At 69.3% G+C, this 19,288-nt stretch carries 21 protein-coding genes; 16 read left to right on the forward strand and 5 right to left on the reverse strand.

Features of this window, described 5'->3' with window-relative positions:
* Window positions 1-128 precede the first annotated feature (128 nt).
* Genes AC07OZ_RS10255 through AC07OZ_RS10265 form a run of 3 tightly spaced genes read left to right on the forward strand, consistent with a single transcriptional unit; the run spans window position 129 to window position 2,154 of the window.
* The gene (locus AC07OZ_RS10255) at window positions 129-686 is read left to right on the forward strand and encodes a DUF2199 domain-containing protein (RefSeq protein WP_495467034.1); all 558 of its coding nucleotides are present in this window, start codon (window positions 129-131) and stop codon (window positions 684-686) included.
* Window positions 687-706: 20 nt separating this feature from the next.
* Window positions 707-1,213, forward strand: coding sequence for a hypothetical protein (locus AC07OZ_RS10260; protein WP_495467035.1), 507 nt, complete (start codon window positions 707-709; stop codon window positions 1,211-1,213).
* Window positions 1,210-2,154 carry a GNAT family N-acetyltransferase gene (locus tag AC07OZ_RS10265; protein WP_495467036.1) on the forward strand — a complete coding sequence of 315 codons (945 nt, stop codon included), beginning with the start codon at window positions 1,210-1,212 and terminating at the stop codon, window positions 2,152-2,154. The genes AC07OZ_RS10260 and AC07OZ_RS10265 overlap by 4 nt, the downstream gene beginning before the upstream one ends.
* 54 nt (window positions 2,155-2,208) lie before the next feature.
* Here AC07OZ_RS10265 and AC07OZ_RS10270 read toward each other — a convergent pair whose 3' ends face one another.
* Window positions 2,209-2,718, reverse strand: a complete 510-nt coding sequence (locus AC07OZ_RS10270) for a DinB family protein (RefSeq protein WP_495467037.1) — start codon at window positions 2,716-2,718, stop codon at window positions 2,209-2,211.
* 208 nt (window positions 2,719-2,926) lie between these two features.
* On the opposite strand from AC07OZ_RS10270, the gene AC07OZ_RS10275 reads away from it, so the two are divergent.
* On the forward strand, window positions 2,927-3,496 hold the full coding sequence (locus AC07OZ_RS10275; RefSeq protein ID WP_495467038.1) for a DNA-binding protein: 570 nt from the start codon (window positions 2,927-2,929) through the stop codon (window positions 3,494-3,496).
* Here AC07OZ_RS10275 and AC07OZ_RS10280 read toward each other — a convergent pair.
* A complete protein-coding gene (locus AC07OZ_RS10280) occupies window positions 3,477-4,382 on the reverse strand; it encodes a LysR family transcriptional regulator (RefSeq protein WP_495467039.1) in 906 nt (301 codons plus the stop codon). The genes AC07OZ_RS10275 and AC07OZ_RS10280 overlap by 20 nt on opposite strands.
* A gap of 258 nt (window positions 4,383-4,640) precedes the next feature.
* On the opposite strand from AC07OZ_RS10280, the gene AC07OZ_RS10285 reads away from it, so the two are divergent.
* Together AC07OZ_RS10285 and AC07OZ_RS10290 are read left to right on the forward strand one after the other, a co-directional pair.
* Complete coding sequence (locus AC07OZ_RS10285) at window positions 4,641-6,173, forward strand: CoA-acylating methylmalonate-semialdehyde dehydrogenase (RefSeq protein ID WP_495467040.1); 1,533 nt, start codon at window positions 4,641-4,643, stop codon at window positions 6,171-6,173.
* A gap of 39 nt (window positions 6,174-6,212) precedes the next feature.
* Window positions 6,213-7,889 (forward strand): diguanylate cyclase domain-containing protein, encoded by a 1,677-nt coding sequence (locus tag AC07OZ_RS10290; RefSeq protein ID WP_495467041.1) that lies wholly within the window; start codon window positions 6,213-6,215, stop codon window positions 7,887-7,889.
* A 19-nt stretch (window positions 7,890-7,908) separates the two neighbouring features.
* Here the strand turns inward: AC07OZ_RS10290 and AC07OZ_RS10295 are convergent, their stop codons facing one another.
* Both AC07OZ_RS10295 and AC07OZ_RS10300 read right to left on the reverse strand, forming a co-directional pair.
* The gene (locus AC07OZ_RS10295) at window positions 7,909-9,099 is read right to left on the reverse strand and encodes a GGDEF domain-containing protein (RefSeq protein WP_495467042.1); all 1,191 of its coding nucleotides are present in this window, start codon (window positions 9,097-9,099) and stop codon (window positions 7,909-7,911) included.
* The gene (locus AC07OZ_RS10300) at window positions 9,099-10,253 is read right to left on the reverse strand and encodes a GGDEF domain-containing protein (protein WP_495467043.1); all 1,155 of its coding nucleotides are present in this window, start codon (window positions 10,251-10,253) and stop codon (window positions 9,099-9,101) included. Before AC07OZ_RS10300 ends, AC07OZ_RS10295 begins: the two co-directional genes overlap by 1 nt.
* A 44-nt stretch (window positions 10,254-10,297) precedes the next feature.
* Here AC07OZ_RS10300 and AC07OZ_RS10305 point away from each other — a divergent pair, with 44 nt between their 5' ends.
* Window positions 10,298-11,119, forward strand: a complete 822-nt coding sequence (locus AC07OZ_RS10305) for an SDR family oxidoreductase (protein WP_495467044.1) — start codon at window positions 10,298-10,300, stop codon at window positions 11,117-11,119.
* Window positions 11,120-11,173: 54 nt separating this feature from the next.
* Here the strand turns inward: AC07OZ_RS10305 and AC07OZ_RS10310 are convergent, their stop codons facing one another.
* A complete protein-coding gene (locus AC07OZ_RS10310; protein ID WP_495467045.1) occupies window positions 11,174-12,412 on the reverse strand; it encodes a septal ring lytic transglycosylase RlpA family protein in 1,239 nt (412 codons plus the stop codon).
* A gap of 99 nt (window positions 12,413-12,511) precedes the next feature.
* On the opposite strand from AC07OZ_RS10310, the gene AC07OZ_RS10315 reads away from it, so the two are divergent.
* From AC07OZ_RS10315 to AC07OZ_RS10355, 9 genes are all read left to right on the forward strand, one after another.
* On the forward strand, window positions 12,512-13,210 hold the full coding sequence (locus tag AC07OZ_RS10315) for a fumarylacetoacetate hydrolase family protein (RefSeq protein WP_067279786.1): 699 nt from the start codon (window positions 12,512-12,514) through the stop codon (window positions 13,208-13,210).
* Between the two features lie 28 nt (window positions 13,211-13,238).
* A complete protein-coding gene (gene nadC, locus AC07OZ_RS10320) occupies window positions 13,239-14,099 on the forward strand; it encodes a carboxylating nicotinate-nucleotide diphosphorylase (protein WP_495467046.1) in 861 nt (286 codons plus the stop codon).
* 98 nt (window positions 14,100-14,197) lie between these two features.
* Window positions 14,198-14,779, forward strand: a complete 582-nt coding sequence (locus AC07OZ_RS10325; protein ID WP_495467047.1) for a hypothetical protein — start codon at window positions 14,198-14,200, stop codon at window positions 14,777-14,779.
* A gap of 149 nt (window positions 14,780-14,928) precedes the next feature.
* The gene (locus tag AC07OZ_RS10330) at window positions 14,929-15,741 is read left to right on the forward strand and encodes a GntR family transcriptional regulator (protein WP_495467048.1); all 813 of its coding nucleotides are present in this window, start codon (window positions 14,929-14,931) and stop codon (window positions 15,739-15,741) included.
* On the forward strand, window positions 15,738-16,562 hold the full coding sequence (locus tag AC07OZ_RS10335; RefSeq protein WP_495467049.1) for a transporter substrate-binding domain-containing protein: 825 nt from the start codon (window positions 15,738-15,740) through the stop codon (window positions 16,560-16,562). Before AC07OZ_RS10330 ends, AC07OZ_RS10335 begins: the two co-directional genes overlap by 4 nt.
* A 60-nt stretch (window positions 16,563-16,622) precedes the next feature.
* Complete coding sequence (locus tag AC07OZ_RS10340; protein ID WP_431259795.1) at window positions 16,623-17,294, forward strand: amino acid ABC transporter permease; 672 nt, start codon at window positions 16,623-16,625, stop codon at window positions 17,292-17,294.
* The gene (locus AC07OZ_RS10345; protein ID WP_495467050.1) at window positions 17,291-17,944 is read left to right on the forward strand and encodes an amino acid ABC transporter permease; all 654 of its coding nucleotides are present in this window, start codon (window positions 17,291-17,293) and stop codon (window positions 17,942-17,944) included. Before AC07OZ_RS10340 ends, AC07OZ_RS10345 begins: the two co-directional genes overlap by 4 nt.
* Before the next feature lie 40 nt (window positions 17,945-17,984).
* Window positions 17,985-18,752, forward strand: a complete 768-nt coding sequence (locus AC07OZ_RS10350) for an amino acid ABC transporter ATP-binding protein (RefSeq protein ID WP_495467362.1) — start codon at window positions 17,985-17,987, stop codon at window positions 18,750-18,752.
* Window positions 18,753-18,806: 54 nt separating this feature from the next.
* Window positions 18,807-19,286 (forward strand): YybH family protein, encoded by a 480-nt coding sequence (locus tag AC07OZ_RS10355; protein ID WP_495467051.1) that lies wholly within the window; start codon window positions 18,807-18,809, stop codon window positions 19,284-19,286.
* Window positions 19,287-19,288: the final 2 nt, after the last annotated feature.

The raw sequence follows: 19,288 nt of genomic DNA on the forward strand, positions 1-19,288 counted from the left end.
AACGACGTCCTTTCTAGGACTTGCAACGCCCGGTCAGCTCTGCTGGTCGGGCGTCCTTTTTTGTGGCGTGTGCCAGGCGTTTCGGCGACACGGCTACGATCCGCCGGGACCAGGATTCGGGGAGCGGCATGGGGTTCGAGTTTCATTGCGCGGGATGTGGCCAGACGCATCACGGGATGCCGGCGCTCGATGCGCCGGCACCGCTCAGCTACTACGTCGTTCCCGAAGCGGAGCGCGAGTGGCGCTGCGCATTGAGCAGCGACGACTGCGTGATCGATGAAGAGTTCTTCTTCATCCGTGGCTGCCTGGAGATCCCGGTCGAGGGCGAGTCCGATCCGTTCAGCTGGGGCGTCTGGGTGTCACTGAGCCGTGCCAGCTACGAGCAATGGGTCGCGTGTTTTGAACACGAGCAACGATCCCACGTCGGGCCCTTCTTCGGATGGCTGAATGCGGGCCTCAAGGGCTATCCGGACACCGTGAACCTGAAGACCCGGGTGCACCTGCGTGACGGCCTCATCCGCCCGTTCATCGAACTGGAGCCCACGGACCATCCGCTGGCGGTAGAACAGCGCGATGGCATCACCGTGGCGCGGGTGGCGGGGCTCTATGCCATGGCCGTTCACGGGGTTGAGCCCGAGAGCGGCACCGACCCGGAGGCGTCGCTGCCATCGGGCCATGACTGCTGATTCAAGTCGAGCTGACCGGCATGAGTGGCACCTTGCTGTATGCGCTTGTCGACGCGCCGCTTTCCTGGGGCCCCATCCCGATACTCGTGTTGCTGCTGGTGATCGGCAGTGCGCAGCTCTGGGCGGCGGCACGCAGGCAGGTCTGGCTGCGAGGACTGCCCGGCCCGCTGGCGCTGCTGGCGCAGTGGATGTTCGGCGCCCTGTTCTTCGGCACGTCGTTCGGCGTGCTGGTCCGCGAGACGCGGGAGACCATCGCCCGTCGCGAGCTTGCGACCTCGCCCGCGCTGCGCACCGTGTCCGGCCCCGTTGTGATCGAGCAGCGTCAGCATCGGGTTGGCAACGGTCATGTGCGGTTCTCGATCTCCGGCGAGGGCTTCACGACGGTCACCTCAGGGCCTGGCTGTGACTGCGGCTTCCTGATGCCGATGGGCAAACTGTTTGCGCTGAAGGAAGCGCAGCAGGTGGAAGCAACGTATGTCGACGACGTGATCGTGACGCTCAAGCGCCTGGATACTCCGCCGCCATGACGCGCACCTCCGCCAGTTCGATCCTCACGTTCCAGCACGCAGAGTCCGACGACGCTTCGGCATTGGTGGCCCTGCGCATTGCCGCCATGCGCGAGAGCCTCGAGCGCATCGGCCGCTTCGATCCGCAGCGCGCCCGTGAGCGTTTCCTGTCGAGCTTCGACCCGGCGCGCACGCGGCACATCGTCGTCGACGGACATCGCATCGGCTTCGTCGTCACGACGCCGCAGGCGGAATGGCTGTCACTCGACCACCTCTACATCAATCCGGTGAACCAGGGTCGCGGCCTCGGCGCGGCGGTGCTGGCGATCGTCTTCGACGAAGCGCGACGGCTCGGACTGCCGGTGCGCGTCGGTGCGCTGAAGCAGAGCGACTCGAACCGCTTCTATCAACGACACGGGTTCGAGCTCGTCGATGAAGGCGAGTTCGATCGCTACTACCTGAGGTCCGTCGAAACCGTCATTGCCTTGAAGACCTGGGACACGCTGACCGACGCTGAACGGCATGCCGTGTCGACGCTGTCGGTCACTGATGCGCAGGTCGAGTTCGCCGGCAGCGTCGAGCGCGCCATGCAGACGTGCGACGCCAACGCGGACGGCAACGTGGCCGGCCTGGCCATCGTGGCAGGTCGGCAGGTCGTGGGCTTCCTGGTCCTCAAGCGTGCCGCAAGCCTGCCTGCCTGGTCGCAGGCATCGGATGCCGTCATCAGCGCCATGCGGATCGACCTCGCGCACCAAGGGAAGGGCTACGGGACGCTGGCGCTCCGCGCGGTCTTCGCGTGGGTCCGGACGCAATGGCCGGCGTCCGCGCGGCTTGTACTTTCGGTCGACGAGGAAAACGCACCGGGCCGGCGCGCCTATGAGAAGGCCGGCTTCATGGACTCGGGGCTGCGGGAGCAGGGCCGCATCGGGTGGGTGCGGTACATGGCGCGGGCCATCGGATAAAGCCGCCACGGCGCTACGGCGCCACGACGTCATGGCGGCCCCCGAGGAATCGGGTCAGCCGTGCTCGCGCCGGTCTGGTTCTTCCCGATGCAGGGTCACGGCCAGGGTGTCGCGCGGCGGCAGCAACGAGATCTGCTTCAGGAGGCGACCGACCTCGCCGCGGTGAAACCCGTCGTGGGTCACGACGTGGAACAGCATTTCCTCGCGCGTCATCGTGCCGCGATCGCCGTCGGTGAAGGTGAAGGCGATGGGCTCGGCCAGTTGCTCCGGCGTGACCGACTCGATGTACTCGAGGAACCATCGATCCGACGCCGCATGCGCCGCACGCAGCGCTTGCGGCGTCGGCGTCTCGACGGTGTTGCTGGCCGTGTACCCGTGCGGCTGGCCCGTCAGATGCCCCGTGAAGATCTGGTTGACGACGTAGCAGTGATTCAGGACCCGGAGCGCAGTCTGGCGCTCTTCGGAATGCCGCTCGGCGTCAGGTCCTTCGAGGACCTGCAGGAACCCGTCGTGGGCCCAGGCCTGGTGGCGGAACAGCTTCGACAGGATGGAGACGGTGCTCATGGTCGGACACTCCTTGGCGATCGGCCCGCAAAGGGCGTTGGCTGACCGCCATCTTGGCAGCGGCGGGTCTGGCATCCAAACGTCAGCCTTCACGAGGGGCGATTAAAGAATCGGATGCCCCGGGTCGCCTTCACATCCCTGGGCGCCCGACACACGCATCGGCCGCCGCCGTGATCCCTTCGGCTCACGGACCTGATTGGGAACCGACATGGACACGACATTCGACGATGCGGCCGTCGCCGCTCCGGCTGCCGCCTCAGGCATCTCCGCCACCTTCCGCGATGCGCGGCATCTGATGGAGGACGTCGCCTCCCGCCTGCGCGACAGCCTGGCGCGGACCGAGACGGACCTCGCCGCGCTGCTGCATCTGAACGAGCGCGCGGAATCCGAGCGCGACGAATTGCAGGCGCACCTGGACCAGGTCGCCGCCGCGCGCGACGAGGCGCTCTCGCGCGTCGCCGAACGCGACGCCAGCATCGAGCGCCTGACCATCGAGCTGCGCCACGCACGCGACATCGCCTCGGACGCGCTGGTCGGCAAGGCCAAGGACCAGCTCGCGATCGCCGGCAAGGACGCACAGCTCGTCGATCTGCGCCAGCAACTGGAACGCCAGGTCGCGACCTCCGCCGCGGAGTCCGACAAGCGCCTCGCCGCGGAGATGGAACTCGTCGGCGCGACCACCGCCCGCGACAACTTCGCCGCGGAGATCGCCGACCTTCGCGCCCGGCTGGATGCCCTCTCGGGGATCGGCGCCGTGGTCAATACCCCGCGCTCATGATCCCCTTGAGGTGATCGATCAGCAGGCGCACCCCCTGCGGGGTGTGGCTGCTCCACGGATGGATCGCGTAGATCGCATCGCCGAAGAAACCGACCGCGCGCCAGTCGGGCAGCACTTCGATCAGCCGCCCCTCCCGCATCGCATCCCGCGCGCTGAAGTCCGGCAGCAGCGCGATGCCGAGCCCCGACAGCGCGCCGTCGCGCAGCACTTCGCTGTTGCTCGCGCGGAAGTTCCCCTGCACCGGCACGCGGATGCGCTCGGGCTCCGCGTCGCCTGCGGTCCGCTCGAAGAACCACTGCGCCGGTCCCGGACGCAGATACGGCAGACAGCGGTGCTGCGCCAGTTCCGCCGGACGCTGCGGAACGCCGGCCCGCTCCAGGTAGGCCGGACTTGCCGTCAACAGCGCCCGGGACGCGCAAAGCTTGAAGGCCACATGCGTCTCCGGCGGCGCGCTCGTATGCCGGATCGCCAGGTCGAAACCCTCCTGCGCCAACGGCACCAGCCGATCCGAGAGATCGAGCTCGATCCGCAACTCCGGATAGCGCTCGAAGAATGACGGCAGCGCCGGGGCCACGTGTTGCCTGCCCAGTGCCACCGGCGCCGTCACGCGCAGCAGGCCGCGCGGCGCGCCGGCCGCCTCGCGCGCTTCGCTGAGGCTGCGGTTCAGCAGGACCAGTCCCGGCTCCGCCTGCTCGACGAGTCGCAAGCCTGACTCGCTCAGCCGCACCGAGCGGGTCGTGCGCAGCACCAGTTGCTGGTCGAGGTGGCGTTCCAGCTCCGCCACGCGCTGACTGATCGCCGCCTTCGACAAACCCAGGCGCTGCGCCGCCTTGGTGAAGCTCCCGAGCCGCGCCACCGCGATCAGCGCCTGAAGCTGCGACCACAACAGCTCATCACGCGCGTCCCCTCGGAGGGAGGAGGGCGTGACGACGTCCGGGGAAGCTGCGGTCGCGGGCGCGGCAGGCATCCCGGTGCGCACGGGCGATGGGGACGCAGCAGGTGAGGGCGGACGGGAGGGGGAACGACGGGCCATGATTGTTCAGTTTATCGAACAATGTGATCGGTGATGTGGGCTAGGCAGGCGAAGAGGTGGTGCCTAGACTCGTTCCCAACCCCCGATGCCCCCAAGAAGCAGGAGACCGCCGTGACTTCGACCGCCAACGCCCCCGCCGCCTTCACCGACAGCGCCGACATCACCCACTTCATCGCTGGCGAGCTGTATCCGGCGACGTCCGGCCGCAGCCAGGCCGTCTTCAATCCGGCCACGGGCCAGGTCGCACGCCAGCTCCAGCTCGGCAGCGTCGAAGACGTGAGTACCGCCGTCGCCGCGGCACAGGCGGCGTTCCCCGCCTGGGCGGACGCGCCGCCGCTGCGCCGCGCGCGTGTGATGTTCAAGTTCCTCGATCTGCTGAACCAGCACCGCGACCGCCTCGCCGCGATGATCACCGCCGAGCACGGCAAGGTCTTCACCGATGCGCAGGGCGAGGTCAGCCGCGGCATCGACGTCGTCGAGTTCGCCTGCGGCGTGCCGCAACTGCTCAAGGGCGATTACACCGAGCAGGTCTCCACCGGCATCGACAACTGGACCACGCGCCAGCCGCTCGGCGTGGTCGCCGGCATCACGCCGTTCAACTTCCCGTTCATGGTCCCGATGTGGATGGCGCCGCTGGCCATCGCCACCGGCAACGCCTTCATCCTCAAGCCCAGCGAGCGCGACCCCTCGCCCAGCCTCGCCATTGCCGAGCTCTTCAAGCAGGCCGGGCTGCCCGACGGCATCTTCCAGGTCGTGCAGGGCGACAAGCAGGTCGTCGACGCGCTGCTGCACCATCCCGACGTGCGGGCGCTGAGCTTCGTCGGCTCCACGCCGATCGCGCAGTACATCTACGAGACCGGCGCCCGCAACGGCAAGCGCGTGCAGGCGCTCGGCGGCGCGAAGAACCACATGGTCGTCATGCCCGACGCCGACATCGACCAGGCCGTCGACGCGCTGATCGGCGCCGCCTACGGCTCGGCGGGCGAGCGCTGCATGGCGATCTCGGTGGCCGTGCTGGTCGGCGATGTCGGCGACCGCATCGTGCCGCTGCTCGCCGAGCGCGCGAAGGCGCTCAAGATCAAGAACGGCATGGCGCTCGATGCCGAGATGGGCCCCATCGTCACGCGCGAGGCGCGCGACCGCATCGAGGGCTACATCGCCCACGGCGTCGAGGAAGGCGCGACACTGGTCGTCGACGGCCGCGGTCATCGCGTCGACGGATTGCCCGACGGCTTCTTCACCGGCGGCACGCTGTTCGACCACGTGAAGCCGACGATGCGCATCTACAAGGAAGAGATCTTCGGCCCCGTGCTCGTCTGCGTGCGGGTCAAGGACTTCGGCGAGGCGCTGGACCTCGTCAACGCGCACGAGTTCGGCAACGGCGTGGCCTGCTTCACCAGCGACGGCAACGTCGCCCGCGAATTCGCACGCCGCGTGCAGGTCGGCATGGTCGGCATCAATGTCCCGATCCCGGTGCCGATGGCCTGGCACGGTTTCGGCGGCTGGAAGAAGAGCCTCTTCGGCGACATGCACGCGTACGGCGAGGACGGCGTCCGCTTCTACACGAAGCAGAAGAGCGTCATGCAGCGCTGGCCCGCCAGCATCGCCAAGGGCGCCGAGTTCGTGATGCCCACGAGCAAGTGAATTGAGCGGCGCCGTCGTCTGATCGGCTAACCTTGCCGGATGTTTCCGCATGGTGTTCCCTCTTCCGATCCGACCTCGCCGGACGCCTTCGACGGCGTTCCGCTGAGCGAGCTGCTCGAGCGCGCGCGTCTCGCACAGCAGCAGGCGAGGCTGGACGACGGCGTCGCGCTCGCCGACGCGATCTGGCATCGAGCCGATGCCGAAGGCTTCATCAACGAGCAGGCCGAGGCCGGCAAGTTGCGCAGCTTCTTCCGGCTGCGCATGGGCGATCTGCCCGGCGTGCTCGACGTCGGCGAACGCGCGCTGCGCCTGATGCGTCCGCTGGGCGCCAGCCCCGCGATGTGCGAGCTGCTGCGCTGGATGAGCCTTGCCGCCTGCGAGCTCGGCGCGTTCGAACAAGGGCTGGCCTGCGCGCATGAGGCGCTGAAACTCGCCGGCGAGCTTGGCGACCTGCGGCTGCATGCCGTCGCGCTGAACGGCCTCGGCGCCTGCTTCGAGCGCATGGGCGACCCCTGGCAGGCCGAGCGCCTGATGAGCGAGGCGGCGGGCCTGCTCCGCACCAACCCGACGCCGTTCGAGCGCGTCGTCACGCTCACCAACCTGTGCACGGTCGCGATCGGTGCCTACCACCTGCAGCGCGACGGCGCCGCGCCGGAGCAGGCGGCCCGCACGCTCGAACGCGCGCTGGAGCTCGCCCGCGAGGCACGTCCCCATTCGCTGCAGCTCGGCGACCGCTACGGCATCGCCTTGACCGCGTCCAACTTCGGCGAAGTCCTGCTGCTGATGGGTCGCCTCGACGAGGCCGAGCCGCTGCTGATCGAGGCCCGCGACGACAGCGAACGCGCCGGCTTCCGGCTGCTGGACTGGCGCCTGCGCTGCATGCTGGCGGAACTGCAACTGGCGCGCGGCCAAGCCAGCGTCGCCTGGCAGCAACTGGAGGCGTTGCGCGCCGAGACCGATCGGGTCGCGACCGCCGGCGCGTCGACGGCGCCGGCGATCCCCGTGCCGCACGACGTGCCGCTGGGCCAGCGCGTGCGCCAGCACCAGGCCAGCTACCGTGCCGCGAAGGCGCTCGCGCTGCTCGGGCCGTCGTTGTTCCACCTCGAACAGGCGCGCACGCTGGAGCGACGGCGCGCGGTCTCGCAGCTGATGGCGCAATCGCAGTACTTCGTCTCGCGGATGGAGGCGGAGTTCGCCGCCGATCCCGCGAGCGTCGCCGCGCGCGATGCGGCCGAGTTCAAGGATCCCTTGACCGGCCTGGGCAACCGGCGCTGCCTGGAGGCCCGCCTGCCGCCGTTGCTGCGCGCGGCGGAACAGGAGGCGCGTCCGCTGACCGTCGCCCTGATCGACGCCGACGGCCTGCGCAACATCAACGAGCGCCATGGCCAGGAGGTCGGCGACCGCGTGCTGCAGGCGCTCGCCGACCTGCTGCGCGAGAACACGCGCGGCTCCGACCTGCTGCTGCGATGGAGCGGCGAGGAGTTCCTCGTCGTGTTCCCCGACACCATCGCGGACCGCGGCTTCGAGGTCTGCGAGCGCATCCGCGCCAGCGTCTCGGTGCACCCCTGGAACGAGCTCGCGCCGGGCCTGGACGTGACGCTCAGCATGGGTCTGGCGAGCGCGCCGCCCTACGCGACCGACCTGCTCATCGCCCGCGCCAACGCCGCCGTCGAACGCGCCAAGCACCTGGGCCGCAACCGCGTCGCCCTGGCCTGACCGCGTTCATCGGCGCGCCTCAGCGCTCCTGCGTCCGCGCCGGCTCCAGCTCCACCGCCTGCACGACGTTGCGCCCCTGCCCCTTCGCCCGATAGAGCGCCTGGTCGGCGCGCCGCAGCACGTCGGCGGCGGTCGCGTCCCCGGGCATGGACTCGGCGATGCCGAAGCTGGCCGTCAGCGGCCATGCCTGCCCTTCCCACGCGAACGGATGCTCCGCGAGCAGCGTGCGCATCCGTTCCGCGACCAGCGCCGCGCCGGCGATGCCGGTGTGGGGCAGCAGCACGCAGAACTCCTCGCCGCCCAGGCGCGCGAGGCGGTCCACCTCGCGCAGGCACGGTCGCAGCAGCGCGACCAGCGCCCTCAGCGCGGCATCGCCGGCCGCATGGCCCAGCGTGTCGTTCAACTGCTTGAAGCGGTCCATGTCCAGCAGCACCAGCGCATAGCCGTGGCCGCGCATCTGGCGGGAATGCTCGATGTCCACGGCCTCGGACAAGGCCCGGCGGTTGAGCGCGTCGGTGAGCGGATCGCGCTCGGTCAGCCGGCGGATCTCCAGCACCAGCTTCATCAGCAGCAGGAACGCGATCCATCCGTTGATCAACAGCGCCAGCACCAGCGACGCCCACAGCCAGGCGATGTTGAAGGCGCTGGCGACGTGGATGTCTTCGGTGCGGCCCGGGGCGAGCACCGCCTCCAGCGGACGCGACAGCAGCAGCAGGCCGACCACCACCAGTGGCGACGCCAGCACCAGCGCCGCGCGTGCATTCAGCCCCCGCGCCCGCATCAGTTGCCAGGCATCGAAGGCCGACATCAATGCCAGTGCGCTCATCGCGCCGTAGAGCACGAGCTTGTGCGGCAGCGCTTCCGGTCCGCCGGTGAGACGCGCGGTCACGAGGCCGACTGCGACGATCATCAGCAGCGTTACGCGCCACGGCGCGGGCCGCTCGCCGACCAGCGGCACCGTCAGCCGCACCAGGCCGAAGGCCGTCAGCGACAGCAGGTCGGACCAGCCGTACTCCAGACGCGGCACCAGGCCGAGCGCCTCGTGCAGCAGGAACCCGCCGGCCAGCGCCGCGTTCGCGCCGGCCACGCTCGCGCAGGCCCAAGGGGACTCGCGCAGGCCGACGGCGATCATGAGCCAGACCACCGTCGCCACGCCGAACAGCGCCACCAGCGCGGCGATCAGCGTGACCGGATCGGCGACGGGCAGCATCAGGCGAACTCCGCTTCGCCGGCCGCGCGCAACACGCGATTGCGCCCGCGCGCCTTGGCCGCGTACATCGCCGCGTCGGCCCGCGACAACGCGCCATGGCCGTTGGCGTCACCCGGATGCATGGTCGCGACGCCGAAGCTCGCGCTGATGGGCCAGAGCTTGTCGCCCCAGGTGAGCGGCTGTTTCTGCAGCAGCTCGCGCAGTCGCTCGGCGACCAGCATCGCGCCGTCGAGGTCGGTGTCGGGCAGCAGGACGGCGAACTCCTCGCCGCCGAGCCTGCCGAAACCGTCGGTGTCGCGCAGCGTCTCCCCGAGCACGCCCGCCAGGTGCTGCAGCGCCGCGTCGCCGCCGGCATGGCCGAGCTCGTCGTTGATGCGCTTGAAGTGGTCGACGTCCAGCACCAGCACCGCGTGGCGGCGGCCCCGCTCGGTCTGCGCCTGCAGGCGGGCGAGGACTTCCTCCAGCGCGCGGCGGTTGAGCAGCCCGGTCAGCGCGTCGCGGCGCGTCAGATGACGCACCCGCGCGATCAGGCGCTGGATCACGAGGGCGACCAGCCCGGTGGCGATCGTCAGGTCCACCACCAGCCGCAGCAGCGCCAGCGGCGCGTTGGCACCCAGGCCCGCGACGCTCAGACCCGCGGGGATCCAGCCCAGCAGTCCGCCCGCGCGCCAGAAGCAGCCGGCGGCCAGCACACCGTACGGCAGCACGACGACGCCGGTGAGGGTGAGGCGGAAACCGGCGCCGGTCGCGACGTCCCACGCCGCCATCAGTGCGAGCACACCGCCCACGAGGTTGGAGATGGCGCGTGCGCTGGTGAGGTCCGGATCGCCGGCCGTGAACGCGGTGGCGATCAGTCCGAGACCCACGATGGCGACGATGTCCCACGCCCCGTCGCGGACGCGCGTCAGCCCGCGGACGCCGGCGGTGAGCAGTCCCGCCGAGACCAGGTCCAGCGGCAGCGCGACCAGCCGCTCCATCGTGTCCGGGAGGGCCGGCCACCAGGCCAGCGCGAGCAGGCCGTGATACGCCGAGATCTGCCGCGACGCGCGCGGCGCGATGCGCAGCGCCTCGCCCAGCGCGAGCCAGACGACACACGCGACGGCGTCGATCACGGCGATCACCATCAGCAGCGTGGCGGCGTCGAGCGGCGGCATGCGGACCATCATCGCAAAGCGATGCGACGCGCACAATCGCGCTCATGACGAATGATGTCCCTGACTCCAAGGGAGCCGGCGGCTCCGCCGCGTCGACCCGCGAGGCCGATCGTCCGATCACGCTGATCACCGGTGCCGGCCGCGGCATCGGCGCGGCGACCGCGCTGCTGCTGGCGGCGCGCGGTCACGATCTGGCGCTCAACTACCAGCAGGATGCCGATGCGGCCGAAGGCGTCGCGAGCCGCGTGCGGGCGTTGGGCCGGCGGGCGGTGACCCTCCGCGCCGACGTGGCCGATCCGGACGAGGTCGCGGCGATGTTCGCCGAGATCGACGGGCGGCTCGGCCGGCTCACCGGACTGGTGAACAACGCCGGCGTGGTGGGGCGCATGGCCTCGCTGGCGGACCTGACCCCCGACCGCATCCGGCGCGTCTTCGAGGTCAACGTCTTCGGGCTGATCTATTGCACGCAGCAGGCCGCCGCGCGGATGGGCACCGCGCACGGCGGACGCGGTGGCGCGATCGTCAACCTCTCGTCGCGCGCGGCGCAGCGCGGGTCGGCGAACCTCTATTCGGACTACGCCGCCAGCAAGGGCGCGGTGGACACGCTGACCCTGAGCCTCGGGCATGAACTGATCGGGCAGGGCATCCGGGTCAACGGCGTGCGCCCCGGGGTCATCGAGACCGACATCCATGCCGACAGCCTGCCCGCGGACGAGTTGCAGGCCCGGCTGTCGGAGGCGGCCAAGGGCATTCCCATCGGCCGGCTCGGCCGCGCGGAGGAGATCGCCGAGGTCATCGCGTGGTTGATGTCCGACGCGGCGAGCTACACCGTCGGTGCCACGCTGGACGTGGCCGGCGGGCGCTGAGCCTGGCGGAACGCCCGCGCCCTGCGCTCGCGGCGCGCGGGACGCTCGGGGCCTTCAGCGGCGCTCGACCAGGATGGGCGTCAACGCCATCGAGGTGCGGACGCGGTCCGCGGCGGCGCGGGCGTCCTCACGGCTCGCGAACGGGCCGGCCTGCAGTCGGTGCAGGTTCTTGTCCTTGAAGATCGTCAGCATCGGCGCGAGTTCTTCCATGCCGCGCGTGAAGCGCTCGCGCAGCTGCTCCGCGCCCTCCATGCGGGAGAACGCGCCGAACTGCAGCCAGTAGCCCTGCGCGGCGGCGGTGATCTTCAGCGCGGGCACCGGCGCCTGCGAGTCGGTCGCGGCGATCGCACCGGCCGTGGCGACCGCCATCGCATCGGCCTTGGACTGACCCGTCGGCGGCAGGTCGCTGCCCGGCGGCAGCGCGGTGATGGGGATCGGCGTCATGCCCGCGTCCGGCGTCGCCGATGAGGCGGTCGAAGGGGTCGTGGACCCTGTCGACGATGTCGTGGGCCGATCCGCCTTGGCCACCGGCGGCATCACCGGCGTCGGCAGCGGCACCTGGGCCGGCACCGGCGTGACCGTCGGACGCATCTGCGCGGTGGTCGTCAGGTCGGGCGCGCCGCTGGGCGTGGCGGCCGCGTAGACCGGCGTGTCGGGGGCGACCTTCGGATCGGGCGAGAGCGTGTCGCGGTCCCGCGTCCACGCGCCGGTGCGGATGTCCTCGTAGGTGATGCGCTCGATCTCCACCGGCGCCACGCCGTTGAGCACGTCCAGCTTGAGCGCGGCGGTGTAGCTCAGGTCGATGATGCGGCCCTTGTGGAAGGGGCCGCGGTCGTTGATGCGCACGATGATCTCGCGCCCGTTCTTTGGGTTGCGCACGCGGGCGTAGCTCGGGATCGGGATGGTCGCGTGGGCGGCCGTCATCGCGTACATGTTGTAGATCTCGCCGCTGGACGTCGGCTTGCCGTGGAACTTGCGGCCGTACCAGGAGGCCAGGCCCTTCTGCACCAGCGGCTTGTCCTCGGCGATGGGCTCGTAGCGTTCGCCGAGCACCTCGTACGGCTTGTTGGGGCCGCCCTTGCGGATGGATTCCAGCTTGGGCACCGCGTCGGGGACCTTCTTCAGGTCGGGCGGGATGACGGCGTCGGGCCCGTCCCGGTCGGGCCAGGAGGAGACCTTGGGGCCGCCGGAGGAGGGACGGGTGGGGGAGGGGCCAGGGCTGGCGCAGGCGGCCAGGATCAGGGCACACGTCAGGACGGTCAGGCGCTGACCGGCGGGGCGGGCTTCAAACATGGCCGCAACCCTAGCAATGCGGCGCGGATTTGCCAAGGTTATGCTGCGCGCTCGCTTCTTCCCTTTCATGATCGTTTCGATCGTTACGTCCGCACCGTCATGAGCACCTACCTCTTCCCCCCAGCGCCGCAGGCCGCCGTGGCCGTGCGTGGCACCGACGCGCGTTACGCCGTCAGCCGCATCTTCTGCGTCGGCCGCAACTACGCCGCCCACGCCCGCGAGATGGGCAGCGACCCGGATCGCGAGCCGCCGTTCTACTTCACCAAGCCGGCCAGCGCGCTGGCGCCGTCGGGCGGCACCATCCCCTACGCGCCGGGGACGAAGAACCTGCACTATGAGATGGAGCTGGTCGTCGCGATCGGCAAGCCGGTGTTCAAGGCGACGCCCGAGCAGGCCGGCGATGCGGTCTGGGGCTACGCCGCCGGGCTGGACATGACGCGCCGCGACCTGCAGAACGAGGCCAAGGCCATCGGCCGGCCGTGGGACCTGGGCAAGGGCTTCGAGCATTCGGCGGTGATCACCGAGTTGGTGCCGCGTTCGGAGCAGGGCGACCTGACGAAGGGCGCGATCACGCTGTCCGTGAACGGCGTGGAGAAGCAGCGCGGCGACCTGTCCGACATGATCTGGAGCATTCCGGAGCTGGTCGCCAACCTGTCGCAGTTCTATCACCTGGAGCCGGGTGACCTGATCTACACGGGCACGCCGGAAGGTGTCGGTCCGGTGAAGCCGGGCGACAAGATCACCGGTGTGATCGAGGGCTTCGGCGAACTGTCGATCACGATCGGCGAGGCCGAGTAAGCGCAGCGCTAGGCAGAGACCCGCGACGATGTTCGATCACAACGAGACCCTGGACGAGGCCCGCGCACGCAACATCCGTGATGCGCTGTTCGAGGACATCGGCGTCAGCGACTGGACCGCGCGGCTGGTGCCGGCGGGCCGGCGCGTGACGGCGCATGTCCGCGTGCGCGAAGCGGCGGTGCTGTGCGGCCGCGACTGGTTCGAGGGCGTGTTCCTGGCGCTGGACGGGTCGTCACGGATCGAGTGGTCGTATGAAGAGGGCGCCGACATGGCGCCTGACACGGTGGTCTGCCGCATCGAGGCCGAAGGCCGGTCGCTGCTGTCGGCGGAGCGGCCGGCGCTGAACTTCCTGCAGCTGCTGTCGGGCACGGCGACGACGACGCGGGCGCATGCGCGCGCGATCGAAGGCGCCAGCCCGAATCCGCGCGGCTGCGCGGTGCTCGACACGCGCAAGACGCTGCCCGGCCTGCGGCTGGCGCAGAAGTACGCGGTGCGCGTGGGCGGCGGGGCGAATCAACGCCTGGCCCTCTACGACGGCATCCTGATCAAGGAGAACCACATCGCCGCGGCCGGCGGTGTGACGCAGGCGCTGCAACAGGCGCAGGCGCTGGAGGCCGGCGTGACCATCCAGGTTGAGGTCGAGACCATCGAGCAGCTGCGCGAGGCCTTGAAGGCCGGCGCGGTCAGCGTGCTGCTGGACAACTTCAGCGAGCCGATGATGCGCGAGGCGGTGGCGATCGCCGGGGGTCAGGCCTTGCTGGAAGTGTCCGGCGGCGTGGCCATCGACCAGCTGCGCTGGATCGCGGCGACGGGCGTCGACCGCATCTCGGTCGGACGCCTGACCAAAGACGCGAAGGCGGTCGACTACTCGATGCGGGTCGACGGCTGACACTGACTCAGATATCAGCGACTCCTGCAATTCGGCGCCATTTTCGGCGCCGAAGTTCTTTCTGACACTGGCTGTCTTCACAACTGAAGGAGTCAGCCATGACCGAAGCTTTGCAGAATGAGATCTCGCGCCGCCTCGAGTTGATCGAGGACCTACGCAGGGTGTTGGTCGACATCCCCGACCGCGGAGCGCCTGAGCTTCAACCAGTATTCGGGCTCCATCTCTGGCTGCTGGATTCCCAGCTCGACTCCATCGAATTCGTTCCCAACTTGCTCATCGCCAGCGTCTTCCCGGATCTGCACGCGATCTTGACGCCGGACCGGAGTGTCGGCTTCTATTCGTGTGCAGCTTCCGACCCCGACCTCGACCAGAACGGCATCGATCAACTGATCGTCGTTGTACTGACTCGGCCAGGAATCAAGGCCGGTGCCAAGGAACGACTGGTTGTGTGGGACAGCGCCAAGCGACTGCGAGAGCTCAAACTGATCGGGCGCGACACGCGTGTCCAGGGCTATCTTGTTGGCGAGCGCTTTGAGGGCTGTGAGGACCAGAAGATGGGAACTGCGAGTTTCGCGACGACGCAGCCACTCTTCTACGGGCCTATGTTGGATCGCGCAGAGAGCCGGCTCATCCACTTGGCTTGGCGGACTCGTCAGAAGCAAATCGAGGCGCTTGCATAAGGTCCCCACAGGCACTGCGACAGTGCCCGCCACACCAAGCTTGTGCGCAACCGCGGTGCGCGGGTGTCGTTCTGGCTTGCATACAAGACAGATGAGCCTGGGAAGGCAGGGTGGACCCGCGCTGGCACGGAAGCTGCAAAGCCCCGTGCATGGGCATCACCGCCACCGACATCAGCCAACGCATCATCGATGCCGTGCTCGCGCAGAAGCTGGCACCGGGCACGCGCCTCGGCGAGCAGCAGCTCGCGCTGCTCTTCGACTGCAGCCGGACCATCGTCCGCGAGGCACTGACCCGGCTCGCCGCGCGTGGCATCGTGACCGTCAGCGCGCGTCGCGGCTGGTATCTCATCGCTCCTTCGCGCGACGAAGCCCGTGAGGCGTTCGAAGCACGACGAGTCATCGAACTCGGCCTGCTTCGTGGCCGGCGGCCGCTCGACAAACCCGCGCTCACGCGCCTGAAGAAGCACCTCGCGCAGGAGAAGGCTGCCCTGCGTGGCGACGACATCGGCGCGCGCAGCTTCCTGCTCGGCGACTTCCACGTCTGTCTCGCCGAGTGCCTCGGCAACAGCCTGCTCGCCGACACGCTGCGCGACTACACCGCGCGCACCACGTTGATCGCGATGCTCTACCAGTCGTCGCACGACGCCGCGCAGTCCTGCCAGGAACACGTCGCCATCGTGGCCGCGCTCGAGCAGGGCGACGCCGTCCGCGCCGAGGCGCTGATGGCCGAGCACCTCGCCAGCGTGCAGGCCGGCTTGCAGCTCGAGACGCAGACCGACGACCCGCTGCATCACCTTCGCCAGGCGCTCACGCCGCTGGCGTCGAGTGCTTCCGCTTCGACTTCCGCCGCCGCTTCCTCCACGTCGGCTCCCGCCGCACCGGCACGCCGTTCCCGCGCGCGCACGGCAGCGGCCGACGCCTCCGATTCCGCCCCCGCCCCCTACCTAGGAGCCTTGTTATGAGCCACGCCGTCCGTCCCTCCGTCCGCGCTTTCCTGCCGCGTCGCCTGCTGCTGGCGGCGGGCCTCGGCCTCAGCCTGGGTGTCATGGCGCTGGGCGCACACGCGCAGACCGCGCTGGACACGATCACCAAGTCCAAGACCATCAAGATCGCGATCCCGACCGACTACCCGCCCTACGGCTTCGTCGGTCCCGACATGAAGCCGCAAGGCCTGGACGTCGCGATGGCCGAGCTGATCGCCGCCAAGCTCGGCGTGAAGGTCGAGCTGGTGCCGGTCACCAGCGCCAACCGCATCCCATATCTGCAGACGAAGAAGGCGGACCTCGTCATCTCGACGCTCGGCAAGAACCCGGAGCGCGAGAAGGTCATCGCCTTCAGCTCGGCCTACGCGCCCTTCTATCAAGCCGTCTTCGCGCCCAAGAGCCTGGCGATCAAGAGCTTCGCCGACCTCGCCGGCAAGACCGTCGCCGTGACGCGAGGCGCCATGGAGGACCAGGAACTCGCCAAGGTCGCGCCGTCGACGCTGGAGTTCAAGCGCTTCGAGGACAACAACGCCACCATCGCCGCGTTCGCCGCCGGCCAGACGCAGGTGGTCGCCACCAGCGCCGCCGTCGCCGGCAACCTGATGCAGCGCCAGCCCGGCCTGAACATCGAATACAAGCTGCTCCTCAAGGACAGCCCGTGCTTCATCGGCGTGGCCAAGGGCGAGGACGCGCTGCTCGCGAAGGTCAACGCGATCGTCGCTGCCGCCAAGCAGGGCGGCGAACTCGAGGCGCTCTCCAAGAAGTGGCTGGGCCGCGGCGCGGGCGAGCTGCCGCTCTGAGCGGCGAGTCCACTGCCCCTCGGCATCGATCGCACCTAGCAGGCACATCGGGAGCCACCCATGATCGAGTTCGACTTCGGTGCCGTCCTCGCCGAATGGCCGCTGCTGCTGCGCGGCCTCGCGTGGACGGTCGGCCTCACGGTGATCGCCGTGCCGCTCGGCCTGCTGATCGCGACGCTGGGCGCCTGGGCCCGCGCCTGCGGGTCGACGGCGCTGCGGCGCGGCGTCGGCGTCTACGTCGAGCTGCTGCGCAACACGCCCTTCATCGTGCAGCTGTTCTTCGTGTTCTTCGGCCTGCCGGCGCTGGGCGTGAAGCTGTCGCCGGAGGCCGCCTCGCTGATCGCGATGACGCTGAACCTCGGCGCCTACGGCACCGAGATCCTGCGCGCCGGCATCCAGGCCGCGCCAAAAGGCCAGTGGGAGGCGGCGCAAAGCCTGGCCCTCGGCCCGACGCAGGTCTTCACGCGCGTGATCCTGCCGCCCGCGTTCAAGCGCGTGTGGCCGGCGATGACCAGCCAGATCGTCATCGTGATGCTCGGCACCGCGGTGTGCGGCCAGATCTCCACCGAGGAACTGAGCTACGCCGCCAACCTGATCCACAGCCGCAACTTCCGCGCGTTCGAGGCGACCTTCGTCGCCTTGGCGATTTATCTGGCGCTGTCGCTGATCACGCGTCGCCTGCTGCTCTGGGCGGGACCGAAGTGGTTCTTCGGCGGCGGGAGGCGTTCATGATCGAGTTCACCCTCTGGGACATCCTGCGCAACCTGGCGCTCGCGCTGCGCTGGACGGTGGCGCTGTCGCTGATCGCCTTCATCGGCGGCGGGCTGGTCGGCGGAACGCTGCTGTGCCTGCGCATCGGCCTGGGCCGCAAGACGCAGCGCGTGATCGGCGCCTACGTCGCGATCTTCCAGGGCACGCCGTTGCTGATGCAGCTGTTCCTCGCCTACTTCGGCGTGTCGCTCCTGGGCATCGAGGTCTCGGCGTGGACGGCGGCCTCGCTGGCGCTGACGCTCTACACGAGCGCCTACCTGGTCGAGATCTGGCGCGGTTGCGTCGAAGCCGTCCCGCGCGGTCAGTGGGAGGCGGCGCGCAGCCTGGCGATGAGTTTCGGCGAGCAGTTGCGCCACGTGATCCTGCCGCAGGCGGCGCGCCTGGCGATCGCGCCGACGGTCGGTTTCCTGGTGCAGGTCATCAAGGGCACCGCGCTCGCATCGGTGATCGGCTTCGTGGAGCTGACCAAGGCCGGCGGGATGATTGCCAACGCGAGCTTCAAGCCCTTCCTGGTCTTTGGCTGCGTGGCGCTGTTCTATTTCGCGCTGTGCTTCCCCGTGAGCCTGGCCGCCCAACACCTCGAAAGGAAGCAGCATGGCCGCACTGCCTGACAAGCTGATCGATCACGTGATCGACCACCCGATCGACGAGATGAACCCGCCGATGGCGATGCCCGCTCCCGGCGTGCCCATCGTGCGCATCACCGCGCTGCGCAAGTCCTACGGAACGAACGAGGTGCTCAAGGGCATCGACCTGGACGTGATGCGCGGCGAGGTGATCGCGCTGATCGGCAAGAGCGGCTCGGGCAAGAGCACGCTGCTGCGCTGCATCAACGGCCTGGAGCAGTTCCAGGAGGGCTCGCTGCGCGTGGCCGACAAGCCGCTGCTATACGAAAGCGCGATGGCGATGCGCGCGCTGCGGCAGCAGGTCGGGATGATCTTCCAGAGCTTCAACCTGTTCCCGCACCTGAGCGTCGGTCGCAACGTGATGCTGGCGCCCACGCTGGTGAAGCGGCGCTCCGACAAGGACGCCGCCGAGCAGGCGCGTGCGCTGCTGGCGAGGGTGGGGCTGGCGGAGAAATTCGATGCCATGCCGGACCAGCTCTCCGGCGGACAGCAGCAGCGCGTGGCGATCGCGCGGGCGTTGGCGATGGAGCCGCAGGTGCTGCTGTGCGACGAGATCACGTCGGCGCTGGATCCCGAGCTGGTCGGCGAGGTGCTGCGCGTCGTCGAATCGCTGGCCGACGAGGGTATGACACTGCTGATGGTCACGCACGAGATGAACTTCGCGCGCAAGGTCGCGGACCGGGTGATCTTCATGCACCAGGGACGGGTGCATGAGATCGGCACGCCGGCCGATGTTTTCGGTTCGCCGAGGACGCCGGAGTTGAAGCAGTTCCTGAAGTCGCTGGATGACTGATGGCAGGGTCCGGGGTGCGACCTAGACTGGGGGCGCACTTCGAGGAGCCCCGCCATGCCCGACCGCCGCTCGATCCTCCGATCCACGCTTGCCTTGGCCTCTGGCGCGTTGAGCGCGACCGCGGCGATGTCGCTGAATGCAGCAACGCCCTCCGTCACTGGCGAGCAGAACCCTGTCCGCGACGCCGAGATCGCCTTCGCCGCCACGATGGCCAAGCGGGACTTCAAGGCCTTCGCCGAATTCGTCGCCGAGGACGCCATCTTCATCGACGGCAAGCAGCCGCTGCGCGGCCGGGCCGCCGTGCTCGCGCATTGGAAGCGCTTCTTCGAAGGCGCCGAAGCGCCGTTCTCCTGGACACCCGATCTCGTCGAGGTGTTGCCCGACGGCAAGCTCGGCTACTCCACCGGACCGGTGCACGTGAAGGACAAGCTGGTCGCGCGTTTCGCGTCCACCTGGCGGCTAGATGCCGATGGTCGCTGGCGCGTCGTCTTCGACAACGGCAGCGAGGTCTGCGACTGCAAGGGCAAGCCGTGACG

This window comes from Roseateles sp. GW821-FHT09G03 (genome assembly GCF_059416045.1).